The sequence below is a fragment of the Pseudomonas sp. GM102 genome, assembly GCF_000282555.1.
Lineage (GTDB): Bacteria > Pseudomonadota > Gammaproteobacteria > Pseudomonadales > Pseudomonadaceae > Aquipseudomonas.
In genome coordinates, this window is the sequence record NZ_AKJB01000058.1 from 32043 (window position 1) to 47924 (window position 15882).

Sequence of the window (15882 nt, forward strand, 5' to 3'; positions counted from 1 at the left end):
AAACGCAGAGCGTCCGTTGAGGCATTCCCACGCAGAGCATGGGAACGATCGTGCAGTCCTCACACCGGCTGCAACTTGCGCTCAAACACCCCCACCCCATCCAGATCCCGTAGCACGACGCCCATCTCCCCCGTCTGCCCATCGATGTTCACCTCGCCAAAAAACTGAAACCCGGCAAACGGCGAGGTGTTCTGCGCAGGTGGTGCTTTCTCGAACACCACTTCGGGGCCGAAGGTTTTATCCAGCGCATTCGGCCCGAAACTCCCCGCATTCAACGGCCCCGCGACAAATTCCCAGAACGGTTCGAAGTCCTGAAACGCCGCGCGGTCCGGGTGGTAATGGTGCGCCGCGCAGTAATGCACATCCGCCGTGAGGAATACGAAATTACGCACCTGCTGCGCCCGCAGAAAACCGAGCAGTTCGGCGATTTCCACTTCACGGCCCTGAGCCGGGCCAGGGTCACCATTGGCCACCGCTTCCCATCGCGCCACACCGGGGCTGACTTCACCGTCGGGTACGCCGAGGCCGATGGGCATGTCGGCGGCAATGACTTTCCATTGGGCCTGGGAGCCTTTCAATTCGCGTTTGAGCCAATCCAATTGTTCTCGACCGAGAAACGGTTTGGCGGCACCGAGGTTGTCGTCATTGGCTTGGCGATAACTGCGCATGTCGAGCACGAACACATCCAGCATCGGCCCATAACTCAGCTTGCGATAAATCCGTCCGCCGTCATCGGCACTCTGCAAGCGCATCGGCGCGTATTCCAGCCAGGCCTGGCGCGCGCGGCCCACCAGGCTGTGGATATCTTTGCTTTTGTAGCGCTCATCCAGTTGCTTGCCCGGCGACCAGTTGTTCACCACTTCGTGGTCGTCCCACTGCCAGATCTGTGGGACTTCGGCGTTGAAGCGGCGGATGTTTTCGTCCATCAGGTTGTAGCGGTAATTGCCGCGATAGTCGTCGAGGGTTTCGGCGACTTTGCTCTTGGCTTCGCTGGTGAGGTTGCGCCACACCCGGCCACTTTCGGTGGTCAGTTGCGCCGGCACCGGGCCGTCGGCGTAGATGGTGTCACCGCTGTGGATAAAAAAATCCGGCAGGCGCAGACGCATCGCTTCGTAGATACGCATGCCGCCGATGTCCGGGTTGATGCCGAAGCCCTGACCGACCGTGTCGCCACTCCAGACGAACCGAATATCTCGCTGGGCGCTTGGCACACTGCGCAGATGGCCAAACCAGGGTTCACTGGCGACACCGCTTTGGGCGTCTTCGAAAGTCACGCGGTAGAAAATCGCCTGATCGGCGGGCAGGCCAGTGAGTTCGACCCGGGCGGTGAAGTCGGTGCGGGCATCGGCCAATGGCGAGACGAATCGACGAGGATTACTGAACAGGCTGCGCGTGTCCCATTCCACCACCATCCGCGCCGCACGGTCGCTACGGCTCCAGATCATCGCCTGGTCACCCATCAGGTCGCCGGACTGCACGCCATCGGTGAGTTGCGGCCGATCCTTGACCGAAGCAATCACCGCCGGGGCCAGGCCGGGCAGCAACAGCCCGGCGCCAACGGCTTGCATGACGCGACGGCGGCCGAGGTCAAATTCGCTCATGGTGTTCTCCCTGAAAAAGGAAAACTAAAACATGGCCGCATGAATCAGGTATGACACAACAATCAGGCAACACCACAAATCCTTGTGGGAGCGAGCCTGCTCGCGATGCGGTCTGACAGCCAACATCAATGTTGAATGTGCTGACCTCATCGCGAGCAGGCTCGCTCCCACAGGGTTTGGCGTCTTTTGCTTTTAAGCGTTGGCCGGTTCCAGCGCCAGTTCTACCGTTTCCGGCCGCTTGAGCAGCGCATACGTCACCGCCGTCAGCAAACTCCCGGCCACGATCGCCAGCAGATACAACAGCGCATGGTTGATCGCATTCGGAATCAGCATCACGAACAACCCACCATGAGGTGCCATGAGTTTGCAGCCGAAATACATCGACAACGCGCCGGTCAGCGCACCGCCGGCAATGCTTGCCGGAATAACCCGTAGCGGGTCTTTCGCCGCAAACGGAATCGCCCCTTCGGAGATAAAGCACAGCCCCAACACCAGCGCCGCTTTACCGGCCTCGCGTTCAGTCTGGGCGAACTTGCGCCGAGCAATGAACGTGGCGATGCCCAGGCCAATCGGCGGCACCATACCAGCCGCCATGGTCGCGGCCATCGGTGCATAACTTTGCGACGCCAGCAGCCCCACCGAAAACGCGTAAGCGGCTTTGTTGATCGGTCCACCGAGGTCGACGCACATCATGCCGCCCAGCAGCACACCCAGCAGAATGGCGTTGGTGGTGCCCATGCTGTCGAGGAAGTGCGTGAGCCCTGCAAGCATCCCGGCCACCGGTTTGCCGACCACATAGATCATCACCAAACCGGTGAACAGGCTCGCCAGCAACGGAATGATCAGGATCGGTTTCAGCGCCTCAAGACTTTGCGGCAAACGCGCATAACGGTTGATCGCCTGGGCTGCATAACCGGCGATGAAACCGGCAATGATCCCGCCGATGAAACCGGCACCCAAAGTACTCGCCAGCAAACCACCGATCATCCCCGGCGCCAGGCCCGGGCGGTCGGCGATCGAGTAGGCGATGTAGCCCGCCAGCAACGGCACCATCAGTTTGAACGCGGTGTCGCCGCCGATCTGCATCAACGCGGCCGCGAGCGTGCCTTCCTCCTTGAACGCGGTGATGCCGAATACGAAGGACAAGGCAATCATCAGACCGCCCGCCACCACCATCGGTAACATGTACGACACACCGGTCAGCAGGTGTTTGTAGATGCCGGTTTTCTCTTGCTTGGCCGGGCCTTTGGCGCCGGTCGAAGCGCTTTCCTGTTTGCCTTCGGCCAAGGCTTTGTTCAGCGTCGCTTCGGCCTGTTTCAGCGCAATGCCGGTGCCGCAGCGGTAGATTTTCTTGCCCGCGAAACGCTCGGTGGCGACTTCGATGTCTGCCGCCAGCAGCACCACGTCGGCATCGGCAATCGCCTCTGCGCTGAGTGGATTGCGCGCGCCGACCGAACCTTGGGTTTCCACTTGCAGGTCGTAGCCCAGACGCTTGGCCGCTTGCTGCAAGGCTTCGGCGGCCATGAACGTGTGGGCGACGCCGGTCGGGCACGCGGTGACAGCCACCAGGCATGGCGCGCTTTTAACGGCGGCGGCAGGCTCGGCGACAGCTTCGGGCGCGACGTAAACCTGGGCCTCTTCCACCCCGCGACGCAGCACCGCTTCGACATCTTGCAGGGCCTGGGCCGGGGTGCTCTGGAACACCCGTTTGCCGACGAACCGTGACATATCCACCGGCGCGCTGGTGACCAGCAACACCCACTCGGCGGCTTCGATGGTCGCAGCCGACAGCTGGCGTTCCGGATGGGCCGCATCAACGACTTCGACACTGGTGCTCCAGCCCTGACGCTGGGCCGCTGCATCGAGCAGACGAGCGCACAGCACACTGGTGACCATGCCGTTCGGGCAGGCCGTAACAATGGCTAACTTCATTGCAAACCCTCTTATTGTTCTGTCAGGGGGCGCAGGCGCACGCCCTGTTCGAGGTGCGCCAGTTGCGCGGTGTCGCCGATACCAAAACCGATCTGGGTCACGGCCATGGCGGCAATCGCGGTGGCGGTGCGCAAGGTTTGTTCGGGCGTATCGGCACTGAGCAAACCGTGCAGCATGCCCGCCAGCAACGAATCCCCCGCACCGACGGTGCTGATCACGCTGACCTTGGGCGGCGTGGCGTGCATGGCCGAGCCGACACTGAACCAGTTCACCCCGTCGGCACCGTCGGAAATCACCACGTGCTCGATACCATGTGCATGCAAACGGCTCGCGGCCTCGGCTTGGGCCCCCACGGAAACCACCTCGCAACCCAGCGCTTGCGCCAATTCTTCGGTGTTGGGTTTGATCAGCCAGGGGCCGGCCACCAGACCTGCGCGCAAGGCTTCACCGCTGGTGTCGAGCGCCACTTTCAAACCGCGCTTTTTCAAACGCTGGATCAGTTCCCGCAACCACTGAGGATTCACGCCACGGGGCAAACTACCGGCCACGACGACCGCGTCATGCCCTGGAGCAATCTGATCGAGTCGATCGAGCAAGGCCTGCTGCGCCGCTTCACTGACCCTCGGCCCCGGGCCGTTGATGTCGGTGATGCGCCCATCGCTTTCCGCCAGTTTGATGTTGCTGCGGGTCTCGCCGGGGACACGGACAAACGCGTCGGTAAAACCGCGTTTGGCGAACAGGGTTTCGAACGCCTGAAGATTGTCTTCCCCGAGAAAACCGCTGACGGTCAGCTGATGCCCGAGGTCGGCCAGCACCTGCGCCACGTTCACCCCTTTGCCAGCAGCGTGGGTGTGCATTTCGTCACTGCGATTGACCTGACCGGGGGTAAGTAGCGGCAATTGGACGGTGAGGTCCAGCGCCGGGTTAAGGGTCAGGGTTAAGATCTTGGCCATTACAGGGCCTCCACTAATGCACGAACTTCGTTCGCGCTGCCCACGGCCAGGGCCTGTTGGGCAAGGGTTTGAGTCTGGGTCAGGCTGAGTTCACGAATGCGCGCCTTGACCTCGGCAATGCTGCGGCCCGACACGCTCAACTCATCCACACCCAGGCCCACCAGCACCGGCACCGCCAGCGGATCGGCCGCCAGTTCACCGCACACGCCGACCCACTTGCCATGAGCATGAGCCGCACGCACGGTGATGTCGATCAGTTGCAGCACCGCCGGATGCAAGCCGTCGGCCTGGGCCGACAAGGTCGGATGACCACGGTCGATGGCCAGGGTGTATTGCGTCAGGTCGTTGGTGCCAACACTGAAGAAATCCACTTCCTTGGCCAGCACCGGCGCCAGCAAAGCGGCCGACGGTACTTCGATCATGATCCCCAATTGCAGGTCCGCAACCGGGATTTCCAGGCGCAGACGTTCGGTCATGTCCCGCGCCTGACGCCACTCATCGACGCTGCCGACCATCGGGAACATGATCCGCAATGGCCGGTTATCAGCCGCACGCAGCAAGGCGCGCAACTGCGCTTCCATGACCTGCGGACGTTGCAGGGTCAGGCGAATGCCACGCACACCGAGGAACGGGTTTTCTTCTTTCGCGATCGGCCAGTACGGCAGCGGTTTGTCACCACCGACGTCGAGGGTGCGCACCACCAGCGGTCGCCCGGCCAGGCCATCGAGCACACGACGGTATTCGACTTCCTGAGTCGCCTCGTCCGGCGCTTGCGAGTGGGCCATGAAAATCAGCTCGGTGCGCAGCAGGCCAATGCCTTCGGCGCCCTGCTCCACCGCACTGGTGACGCCGGCGCTTTCACCGATATTGGCGAATACTTCCACCGCGTGACCATCGGTGGTCAGCGCCGGTTGATGGCGTTGTTCGGCGGCGGCTTTCAAGCGCAGTTCGCGGGTGTCGCGTTCTTCGGTGGCGCGCTGCAAGGTCGCGGCATCGGCGTCCACGTGCAGGCGACCACGTTGGCCATCGATCAACAGCGGTGTGCCCGGCTTCAACAGCAACACCGCGGCACCGGCGCCCACCAACGCCGGAATACCCAGGGCACGAGCGACGATGGCGCTGTGGGCCGTGGCGCCACCGCGAGCGGTGAGAATGCCGGCGACGCGCGTCGGATCGAGACGTGCCACGTCGGACGGGCCGACTTCGTCCATCACCAGAATGTACGGCTGCTCCGGCTCGGCTGGCGTTTCGACGCCACTCAATTGCGCCAGCACCCGACGGCCAATGTCGCGCAAGTCGGCGGCACGTTCGGCGAGCAAGGCGTCCTGCAGCGACTCCTGTTGTTTGGCAGCGGCTTCAATCACCGCCATCCATGCTGCTTCGGCGCTTTCGCCTTGCTTGAGGCGGGTGTCGACTTCGTCGGTCAGTTCCGGGTCGTCGAGCATTTCCTGGTGAGTGATGAAAATCTCGCGAATCGCTTTGGCCTTGCTGCGCTCAATCAGGCCTTCAATGTCGCGACGCACATCCGCCAGCGCTTGCTTGAGGCGTTCGCGCTCGATGGCGGCGGACTCACCGCGCAGCGGGTAATCGATGACTTGCTGCACTTGAATATGCGCCGGGCCGATGGCGATCCCTGGGGCAGCAGCAATCGCCTGAATCAAACTGCCGGAGGCCGGTGCAAGCAGCACTTCGGCAACATCGGCGATCACTTCGCGATGTTGGCTCACTGCCGGCAGCGGCTCGACTTCTTCACCGAGGCCTTCTTCGATGGCCGCCAGCAAGGCTGGCAAGGCATCGGCGGCAATGGTCGGTTCGGCGATGAATTCCAGCACCTGACCGCGACGGGCGCCAAGGCTGAGCAGTTTGCTCAAACTCTTCACCGACACCGCGCTGTCGTGACCGTCGACGATGCGCACGCGGATTTCGCCTTCAAAACTTTTCGCCAGTTGCGCGAGGATCTTCGCCGGACGCGCATGCAAGCCGTGGGCATTGGCCAAGGCAATGCGTGCGCTCGGCCAATCTGCCGGCACTTCACCGCCGAGGACTTCCAGCACCGCGCGGCTGCTGGTGGCACGGCCCAATTCATGACCACGGCCTTCGATCAGCAACGCGCAAAGGCGTTCGAGCAGCGCCTGATGGGCTTCACCGAGGCTGGCCAGACAAAACAGACCGCTCAACGGCTGACCGAGGTAGCGCATGGGTTTGTCCGGGGTAACGAACGCCAGGCCCGGACGCTTCACCGTTTGTTCACTGTGCAGCCACCACAGGCCATCGCCCAGCGGCAGCGCGTCGACCTGCTGCAAGACGCCGGCAAAACCGTTGCTCACGCAATCGGCCTGACGCAGCAAGCGGGCGCCGCGCCAGACCAGTTCTTCGAAGTCATCGGCGGAGACTCCGAGGCCGATCATCTGTGCGTCCAGCGCCAATTCTTGCGGCGCGCCTTGCAGCAGTTTCAGCAAGGCTTCGGCGGTGCTGGCGCGACGCAGGGCCTGGCCCAGATCGGTTTCACCAAGGGCGCGGGTCAGCAGTTGCAGCAGGCGCAGGTGTTCATCGGATTTGGCGGCGATACCGATGGCCAGATAAACGATCTGGCCATCTCCCCAGTCCACGCCGTCAGGAAACTGCATCAGCCGCACGCCGGTGGAGAACACCAGATCACGGGTTTGCGGGGTGCCGTGGGGGATGGCAATACCTTGACCGAGAAAGGTCGAGCCCTGGGCTTCCCGGGCCTGCAAGCCCGCAAGGTAACCATCCGCCACCAGGCCATCGGTCACGAGTCGGTCAGCGAGTAATTGCAGGGCGGTGGCTTTATCCACAGCCGACTGGCCCATGGATATCTGCTCTATGGTGAGCTCGAGCATGCTTTCTCCTTTTTGGCGCCGTGTGACGCCAGGTATTGTTTTGATTGATTCAGCTTAGGCCCTTTGGGAGCGCCTTTTCAGGGGCAGTTTTGGCGGTTTCACGGCAGAACCGACCAAAGCGACCTGGAACGTAGAAAATACGCCTGCTGAAACGTTTAATCTAGAATGTTAGGCACGTTACTCGATAATGTCTCATCCTTGAAGTCCAATTGTCGGATGTGCTGCCACAATGATCGCCTGCCGAATCGGGTAGGATTGGCGAAAATGCCGGGCACGCTCGAATAAACAAGGAAATACCGGGTTGAAACTCAGTGATATTGCACAGTTGGCCGGCGTCTCCGTGACCACCGCCAGTTATGTCATCAACGGCAAGGCCGAACAGCAACGTATCAGCAGCGCCACCGTCGAGCGCGTGCGAGCAGTTGTCGAACAACATGGCTTCACACCCAACCCTCAGGCCGCCGGACTGCGCAGTCGGCACACCCGCACCTTGGGGTTCATTCTGCCGGACCTGGAAAACCCCAGTTACGCGCGAATCGCCAAACTGCTGGAACAAGGCGCCCGGGCTCGCGGCTATCAGCTGCTGATCGCCAGCTCCGACGATGCGCCAGACAGCGAACGGCAATTGCTGCAACTGTTCCGCGCCCGCCGCTGCGATGCGCTGATCGTCGCCAGTTGCCTGCCGGCTGGTGACGACAGTTATCGCCAGTTACAAGCCAAAGGCATTCCGATCATCGCCATCGACCGGGTGATGGAGCCTGAGCACTTTTGCTCGGTGATCAGTGACGACCGCGAAGCCAGTCTGCAGCTTACCCGCAGCCTGCTGGACCCGTTGCCCAAGCAGATCGCCTTGATCGGTGCCCGTCCCGAATTGAGTATCAGCCAGGAACGGGCGGCGGGTTTCAAGGAAGCGCTGAACGGCTTCAAAGGCGAGGCGTTGATCGAGCACGGCGAGTCGTTCAGCCGTGAATGCGGCAAACAATTGATGGAAGAATTGCTTCAACGCCTGGGTCATTTGCCGGATGCGTTGGTAACCACCTCCTACGTGCTGCTTCAGGGCGTGTTCGATGCCTTGCATGACTTCCCGCTGAAAACCCGCCCGCTACGCCTGGGCACCTTCGGTGATACGCAGTTGCTGGACTTCCTGCCGCTGCCGGTCAACGCCATGTCCCAGCAGCACCAGCTGATCGCCGACAAGGCGCTGCAACTGGCGCTGGCGGCCATTGAACAGGCCGATTACCAACCCGGCGTGCAGGCCATCGCGCGGACCTTCAAGCAGCGTATTCATCAGGACTGAGCCGTGGAACTGATCGACACCCACACTCATCTGGATTTCCCGGATTTCGACGTGGATCGTCAGGCGCTGCTGGCTGAGAGCCGCGCCCTCGGCGTGCGGCGGATGGTGGTGCTGGGGGTTTATCAGGCCAATTGGCAGCGGGTCTGGGACCTGGTGCAAAGCGATCCCGATCTGTATGCGGCGTTCGGTTTGCACCCGGTGTATCTGGATGACCATCGCCCTGAGGATCTGACCGAACTCGGTGATTGGCTGACGCGTCTGGCGGGCCATCGACAGCTATGCGCGGTGGGTGAGATCGGTCTGGATTATTTCATCGAAACCCTGGATCGTGAACGCCAGCAAGCGCTGTTCGGCGCTCAACTGCAGCTAGCGGCGGACTTCAATCTGCCGGCACTGATTCACGTGCGACGCAGCCATGCGGCGGTGATTGCCACGCTCAAACGATTTCGCTTGAAGCGCGCGGGAATCATTCACGCCTTCGCCGGTAGCCAGGAAGAGGCTCGCGAATACATCAAGCTGGGTTTCAAACTCGGCCTCGGCGGCGCCGCAACCTGGCCGCAGGCCCTGCGCATGCACCGCGTGCTCGCCGGTTTACCTCTTGAATCGGTGGTACTGGAAACCGACTCACCGGACATGGCCCCCGCCATGTTTCCCGGTCAACGTAATAGCCCGGCTCATTTGCCAGCGATCTGCGCGGCACTGGCCGCCATCATGGCAGTCAGCCCCGAACAACTGGCCGCCGCCAGCACGGTTAATGCGTGTGAGCTGTTCAACTGGTAGTCCGTTGATTCACGCACTACCTGTGGGTTTTTGTGGCGAGGGGGCTTGCCCCCGTTCGGCTGCGAAGCAGTCGTAAATCCGGACAACTTGGTCTGTCTGGATGGGCGCCGGGGGCCGCTTCGCGACCCAACGGGGGCAAGCCCCCTCGCCACAAAAGCTCTCCACATTGGTTCCGAGGTGATTTTTAAACCCGAAACGCGCTGATCAATTGCTTGAGCTCCACCACCTGCGCCGACAACGCTCGGCTGGCATTTTCGGTCTGGTGCGCGCCGTCAGCGGTGCGCTCGCCGGCGCGGTTGATCTCGACGATGTTCTGGTCGATGTCATGAGCCACAGCGGTCTGCTGCTCAACCGCGGCGGCAATCTGCTGGTTCTGGTCGACGATCATGCCGACGGCGCCGAGGATGTTTTCCAGCGCCTGCTGGACCTTTTCCGACTGCCCGACCGTGCCGTTGGCCATTTGATGGCTGGTGCCCATCGCCTTGACCGCCGCCCCGACACCGCTGTGCAGCTTGGCAATCATCTGCTCGATTTCTTCGGTCGATTGCTGGGTGCGCTTGGCCAGGGTCCGGACCTCGTCCGCCACCACCGCAAAACCACGGCCCTGCTCGCCTGCGCGCGCGGCTTCGATGGCCGCATTGAGCGCCAGCAGATTGGTCTGCTCGGCAATGCTTTTGATCACTTCCAGCACACGACTGATGGATTGGCTGTCGCTGGCCAGTTGATTGATCACCTGCACCGACTGATCGATCTCACTGGCCAGTGCAGCAATGCTGCCCTGCTGGGACTCCACCAGACCGCGACCGCTGATGGTCTCGTCGTTGACACTGTGGGCGCTGCTGACGGCAGCCGCGGCACTGCGCGCCACCTCCAGAGACGTGGCTGACATCTGGTTCATCGCTGTGGCGACCTGCTCGATCTGCGTACGCTGCCCCGCTACCGCCTGATTGCTTTGGGCGGATACGTTCTCGACCTGACCGGCCTGGCGCTCGACCTCACTGACGGTTTGGCCCACCCGCTCGATCAGGTCATGGATTTTCTTCACGGTGCCGGTGAATACCTCACCCAACTCGCCCAGTTCATCGCGGCTGTTGGCGCTGAAGGTCACGGTCATGTCGCCGGCCGCCACCTTATCCATCACTGCGCCAAGCCGCTTGAGGGTGGTGCGGGTCGAAGCGTAGAAACCGCCATAGAGGTAAAAAATCAATACAAACACCACCGCCAATGCCACCGCCTGCAAGATCATATGGGTGCGATGCTGCTCCAGCCGCTGCTGCAACTGGGTACCGAGAAACTTCAGGGTGGCTTCATTGAGTTGGTAAGTCTGGTCGATCAGGCCCGTGACCTGATCGTAAAAAGCCTGCCACGGTGCATCGAGGGTGTCAGCCATCACCACCTGTTCTTCGAACAGTTCACTGGCCTTTTTCAGAGAGGCCTTGCTGCTTTCAGCCTGAGCGGCCAGGGTTTCGTGCGCTGCTTTACTGGAGCCCAGAGCATCCTGCAATTTCAGACCGTATTCGGCTTGAAGCTTTTCGATCTGCGCCAGCAACTCATCGAACCGGGTGCTCGACGACGAATTGAGAAAGCCCTGTCCCAACGAGTAAGAGCCCATCGCCCGGCCTTCGCCAAGCGTCTGGGTGACGGCTGGCGTGACGCTGGTAATGAGCTCGCTCAGCTGACGCATGTCGCTCTGGCTGTCGCGGCTCAGTCCAGCCTGGCTGGCAATGATCTGGCTGAAAATCTGCGCGTTGCCGAGCAACTTGCCGATTAGCGCACTTTTGCTTTGCAGAGAGGTTTCCGTTTGCTGGGCCTTGAACGCGGCGATCATTTCATCGCGCTTGCCATCGAAGAAGGTGATTTGTTCCGGTTCAGTGGTCATCGCCGCCAACCCTTGCAAACGGGTCAGAACGCTTTGCTCCAGGGCGCTGATGTTCGACTCGACATGACCGGCCTTGCCGGACTGGCCAAGGGTGACGTTGATCTGCACCAGGTTGTTCAGGGTTTCCAGATCCCGGCGCAGGCTCAGGCCGCTGCCCAGCAGGTCGAGGCTCTGCAGCTCGACTTGGGTGCCCTGGAATTCGCGATAGGAATCGCGCACCAGATAGAAGTTGGTCACCAGCATCGGCACGAGGAATAGCACGCTGATCAGGCTGAACTTCATGCCGAAACTCAGGCGGTTCATCAGCGCGACGGCGGGATAGAGCAAGCTCTTCACTGTGAAGTCTCCCTTTGATTTCTTATTTTTATGGCAGGCGAGCAGAGGCAGCAGATAGCCACTATTGGCGCTATCTCTGTATAGCCTAAATCGGCGGAGGGTTTTGTAACTTAAGGTTAACGGCGGGGTACCGTTGTTGGAGCGGATGAGCCCCCTGTGGCGAGGGGGCTTGCCCCCGTTCGGCTGCGAAGCAGTCGTAAATCCGGATAACTCGATCTGTCTGAACGGACGCTGGGGGCCGCTTCGCGACCCAACGGGGGCAAGCCCCCTCGCCACATGTGTTGTGGCTTAGGACAAAACAGTCCACAACGCAAAGCCGGCATACCAAAGCACTGCCGCGCGCAGCAACAGTTCCCAGATCCGGTCGAGACTGTTGATGCCGTCCGGCCCGACCACCGGCGCCGGAATTTCACCGGCCACCAACCCGACCTTCTCGATCAGTTGAGCTGCGCTGATGTTCCAGTTCAGCAGCTCGTTCAACATTACCCGGCCGACCGCGACAAAGTTGCCGACCAGCGCAAAACTCGCCGCTAACAGTCGCACCGGTACCCAATCGAACGCATGACGCAGCTGTGCCGCTCGCTCGACCACGGCCGGGTTCTGCCCGTGCTCCTCGGCCAGCGCCAGCAATCGATAGCTCAACGCGGCAACCGGGCCCAGCAGGAAGTACCAGAAAATCACCGCGAAAAAGCTCTGATAGGCCTGCCACAGCAGATGCCCTTCAACTCGCTCCAGCAGTTGCTCGCCGCTGTCGGCACAAATATTCAGGTCGCGTTTGGCCACATGAGCGGCGGCTTGCAGGTCTTCCCGGCGCCAGGCATCGCGAAACGGCCCGAGGCCGGCCAGCAGATCACCTCGGCCCAGACTGTAAATCACCACCAGCAAGTGCACCGGTAACGCCAGCAAACCGTAGGCTACCGGCTCCAGCACCACCAACAGCAAACCCAGCAGCGCCACCGGCAACAACACCAGCACCACCAGTATCAGCCACGGACGGTTTGTCATGCGTGGGTTGGCTTCAAGCTTGTTCAGCTCGCGCACCCAACCGCCATCACGTTGAACCTGATGGCGCAGAGCCGAGAACTTCTCGATCCACACCGCCAACAGCAGCACCAGAAAACTCATTGTTACTCCTTTTTTTCCTGAGCAGCTTTTGCCAGAGACGCGCGATAGCGTGCCCAGTCAAACGCCGGTCCCGGATCAGTCTTGCGCCCGGGTGCGATGTCGCTATGCCCGCAGATGCGTTGTGCGGTGATACCCGTGAAGGCGCTTTGCAGCTGTCGCGTCAGGGCCGCCAACGCTTGATATTGGGCGTCGGTGAACGGCAGATCATCCGTGCCTTCGAGCTCGATGCCCACGGAAAAATCATTACAGGTTTCCCGCCCTTCGAAACACGAGACGCCAGCGTGCCAGGCGCGCTCAAGACAAGAGACAAACTGAGTGACGGTGCCGTCACGTTCAATCAGAAAGTGCGCAGACACCCGCAGGTCGGCGATTCCTGCAAAGTAGGGATGTTCCGTGACATCCAGACGATTCTGGAAAAATTCCTGCACCTTGCCGGTCAGAAACTGCGCTGGCGGCAGACTGATGTTGTGGATCACCAGCAGGGAAATTTCGCCCTCGGGGCGCGCATTGAAGTTGGGCGAGGGGCATATGCGCACGCCCTGACACCAACCGCTCGCGGGGTCCAACTGCATACAGGCTCCTTCAACGACGACTGTGTTGGTGCCCAGTATGCCGCGATAGACCCTCGGCGCGCGATCACTTGCCGTGATTGAGACGCCGCAGGTTACCCAGCACCGACTCCAGTGCCCGGTCGAACAGCAAGGTATCGTCCAGCGTTCGCACCGCGCCACGCCGGAACTCCAGGGCCAGGCCGGTACGGCTGTGCTCCAGCACTTTCATCCCGGTACGGTTGACGAAGATGTATTTGTCGGTGGCTTCAATGATCGCCGCCAGCTTGCAGCGCAAGGTGTTTTCCTCGTCTTCCTGAAACTCGACCCAGCAGCCTAGGTGCAGCTGATCGACCTGAAGCAGAGCAACATCGTCCTCCGGCAAACGCATCGATGCCGTTTCGACCGGGCCTTCGTCAGCGGTGCGAAGCACGATTTGCTGCTGCACTTGGACCATCATCAGTGCGTCAACACCCGTGTTTTTCTGGCTCGGGCGTTCGAACAGCTGAACGTGCAAGGCTTCCAGCTCACTGAAAAACTCACTGGTGGCGAACGGGTCGAATGCCGAGCTGTTCAACCCATCGCGCAACGACTTGAGCAACCCCGGCACCAGCGCCAACAAGCGCAGGCTCGCGTCCGCTTCGTCATGGCGCTGCACGCTCCAGATCAATTGCGCCATGGTCTGCACATCGGCATGCCATTCGGCGGACTGATCACCGTGCTTGAGGCAGGTCAGCAACAACACTTTGCTCCAGGCCTCCTGGACAAACGTCACCACACTGTGCGGCAGCACCTTGCCCACCAACGCCTGGTTCAGCGCCTGCTCGACGCGCTGACGCGCCAGATCGGTCCTGGCACGGCCTTCTTCGGCGTCACGGGTGCGCTGCTCGAGTAATTCGCTGCGACGGCGCTCATCACTGGTGAAGGCGAGAAAATCCGCCAGCAATTCGGAAAAGATCGCCGGGTCATCGACAAAGTCGTTCAACAAGCGCTGCACCACTTGCTCGATGCGCAGGTACAGGCTGTCGCGCGCATGGTCATCGCACTCGCCCCAACCCATGGCCGCAGTGGCAATTTCGTTGAGCAAGCGCCGAGCAGGATGGCTGCTGCGGCTGAAAAAGCTCTTGTCGAGCACCGCGACCTTGAGCATCGGAATCTGCAAGCGGCCGATCAGCGCCTTGAGGGAGTCCGGCAGGTTACGGTCATCGAGGATGCATTCGAAGAGCATGGCGATCAGGTTGATCACGTCTTCGTCGGCCACCCCCACCACGCGCGACTTGCCGCTTTTGACGCTGACGCGGGTCAGCAGTTGTTCGAGCTGGTTACGCAGATCGAAGTCATCCTGAGCCGCCAGCGCCGGCACGTATTGCTGCAAGTGCGAGAGCAGACGCAGCAGGTCGCGGGTTGAAATGGGCTGGGTCTGGGCACTGACTTCCAGGGTCGGCGCAACGCTGCCACGCACATGGAACAGCAACTCCTGCAATGCGGCGAAGACTTCCTGCACGCCATCGTCAATCTGCGTATTACCAGTGCGCATGCCTGTTTCGGCGGGGTCAGCACGAACGCTCGCCGCCGCCCGATCGGTGGCACGCCGCGCCGGGGCGGGCTTGAGGTCCGGCAGCACACCGGTGGCGATCAGCAGTTGATTGGCTTCGGCGTAGAGCTGATCAGCATTGCTGAGCACATAGCGTTCGAACAGCTTGAGGATGATCAGCTTGACCTTGATCTCCATCCCCAGGTTGCGCCCGGCCTGCAAGAAATACTCGCAGAGCAGCGTCGGCCCCAGGGGGTTGTGCTGTTCGACCAGCGTCTTGCTCAGCAGTGTGCTGAGTCGGGCGGTGAGCTGGTCGAGGGCGAAACCGTCGCGGTTCAGCACTTTGCCGACCATGGCCTCCACCGCCACGTTGCGCTCCATGTCGTCATTGGGCATCGACGCCGAGGCATCGAAAACCAATGCCTGGGGCAAGGCAGCTTGAGAAATGTCGTACTGCGCGAGGCTGACGAAGGCCTCGAAGAATTGCTCGAGAAATCCACGTTCGATGCTTTTGCGCTTGAGGCGCAAATCGCGCATGGCCTCGAAGAAGATGTTTTGCTCGACATTGTTTCGGGCCCGGTCGGCCATTTCGAACAGGGTATCGTCGGCGTTATCGAACAGCTCCTGCAAACCTTGCTTGAGCTGTTGAGCGGCCTTGTCGCGAACCTGAAGCAGAATCACGGGCAGGCGGGCGAGCGGCGAGTGAGTCGCCTGGTCGGTAGCGGCCTTGTGCAAAGGCACTACATTCCCGTCGTTGTGCATCCAAGCCTCCTGAAACGGTGATTCTTCGGTTCGGTTCGGTAAAAAAGATCGAGTACGCAGGCCATACAGCCGACGCTCAACGGGGGCAGTCATCACCCGTTGTCATTCAATAATAAGGAATCCAAAGTTACGTCAAAGCTATGACGTCAAATGAAAGGCGAATTATCTGCAAAAGACTCTCCTTGTGCCAGCAGACTCTGACCTTCCCCAAGAAATAGACGTTTATGAGAGCCCCTTGCTTAACACCGATTGCTCGGACGAATCGACCAAATGC

General features: G+C 61.0%; 10 protein-coding genes. 2 read left to right on the top strand and 8 right to left on the bottom strand.

Going from position 1 to position 15882, the window contains the following annotated elements:
- Positions 1-59: 59 nt before the first annotated feature.
- The 4 genes from PMI18_RS15615 to ptsP form a co-directional block, all read right to left on the bottom strand.
- A complete protein-coding gene (locus PMI18_RS15615) occupies positions 60-1601 on the bottom strand; it encodes an alkaline phosphatase D family protein (RefSeq protein ID WP_007900417.1) in 1542 nt (513 codons plus the stop codon).
- A 192-nt stretch (positions 1602-1793) separates the two neighbouring features.
- Positions 1794-3533 (bottom strand): PTS fructose-like transporter subunit IIB, encoded by a 1740-nt coding sequence (locus PMI18_RS15610; RefSeq protein ID WP_007900419.1) that lies wholly within the window; start codon positions 3531-3533, stop codon positions 1794-1796.
- Positions 3534-3544: 11 nt separating this feature from the next.
- Entirely contained in the window at positions 3545-4486 is a 942-nt protein-coding gene (pfkB, locus tag PMI18_RS15605) for a 1-phosphofructokinase (RefSeq protein WP_007900420.1), read from the bottom strand.
- Positions 4486-7347 (bottom strand): phosphoenolpyruvate--protein phosphotransferase, encoded by a 2862-nt coding sequence (ptsP, locus tag PMI18_RS15600; protein ID WP_007900422.1) that lies wholly within the window; start codon positions 7345-7347, stop codon positions 4486-4488. The genes pfkB and ptsP overlap by 1 nt, the downstream gene beginning before the upstream one ends.
- Positions 7348-7648: 301 nt before the next feature.
- Between ptsP and cra the strand changes: the two genes are divergently transcribed.
- Together cra and PMI18_RS15590 are read left to right on the top strand one after the other, a co-directional pair.
- Entirely contained in the window at positions 7649-8644 is a 996-nt protein-coding gene (gene cra, locus PMI18_RS15595; RefSeq protein WP_007900424.1) for a catabolite repressor/activator, read from the top strand.
- A 3-nt stretch (positions 8645-8647) separates the two neighbouring features.
- A complete protein-coding gene (locus PMI18_RS15590; RefSeq protein WP_007900425.1) occupies positions 8648-9424 on the top strand; it encodes a TatD family hydrolase in 777 nt (258 codons plus the stop codon).
- A gap of 184 nt (positions 9425-9608) precedes the next feature.
- Here the strand turns inward: PMI18_RS15590 and PMI18_RS15585 are convergent, their stop codons facing one another.
- The 4 genes from PMI18_RS15585 to PMI18_RS15570 all read right to left on the bottom strand — a co-directional run bounded on the left by PMI18_RS15585 (position 9609) and on the right by PMI18_RS15570 (position 15608).
- Complete coding sequence (locus PMI18_RS15585) at positions 9609-11639, bottom strand: methyl-accepting chemotaxis protein (protein WP_007900433.1); 2031 nt, start codon at positions 11637-11639, stop codon at positions 9609-9611.
- 288 nt (positions 11640-11927) lie between these two features.
- A complete protein-coding gene (gene ampE / locus PMI18_RS15580; protein WP_007900436.1) occupies positions 11928-12764 on the bottom strand; it encodes a regulatory signaling modulator protein AmpE in 837 nt (278 codons plus the stop codon).
- Positions 12765-12766: 2 nt separating this feature from the next.
- Positions 12767-13336, bottom strand: a complete 570-nt coding sequence (ampD, locus tag PMI18_RS15575) for a 1,6-anhydro-N-acetylmuramyl-L-alanine amidase AmpD (RefSeq protein ID WP_007900441.1) — start codon at positions 13334-13336, stop codon at positions 12767-12769.
- A 64-nt stretch (positions 13337-13400) separates the two neighbouring features.
- The gene (locus tag PMI18_RS15570; RefSeq protein ID WP_007900449.1) at positions 13401-15608 is read right to left on the bottom strand and encodes a DUF1631 domain-containing protein; all 2208 of its coding nucleotides are present in this window, start codon (positions 15606-15608) and stop codon (positions 13401-13403) included.
- Positions 15609-15882: the final 274 nt, after the last annotated feature.

What these genes read in the sequence shown, in the direction of transcription:
- PMI18_RS15570 (WP_007900449.1), bottom strand. Translation starts at nt 15,608, where the DNA reads ATGCACAACGACGGGAATGTAGTGCCTTTGCACAAGGCCGCTACCGAC.
- PMI18_RS15610 (WP_007900419.1), bottom strand. Translation starts at nt 3,533, where the DNA reads ATGAAGTTAGCCATTGTTACGGCCTGCCCGAACGGCATGGTCACCAGT.
- PMI18_RS15615 (WP_007900417.1), bottom strand. Translation starts at nt 1,601, where the DNA reads ATGAGCGAATTTGACCTCGGCCGCCGTCGCGTCATGCAAGCCGTTGGC.
- ampD (WP_007900441.1), bottom strand. Translation starts at nt 13,336, where the DNA reads ATGCAGTTGGACCCCGCGAGCGGTTGGTGTCAGGGCGTGCGCATATGC.
- ptsP (WP_007900422.1), bottom strand. Translation starts at nt 7,347, where the DNA reads ATGCTCGAGCTCACCATAGAGCAGATATCCATGGGCCAGTCGGCTGTG.
- ampE (WP_007900436.1), bottom strand. Translation starts at nt 12,764, where the DNA reads ATGAGTTTTCTGGTGCTGCTGTTGGCGGTGTGGATCGAGAAGTTCTCG.
- pfkB (WP_007900420.1), bottom strand. Translation starts at nt 4,486, where the DNA reads ATGGCCAAGATCTTAACCCTGACCCTTAACCCGGCGCTGGACCTCACC.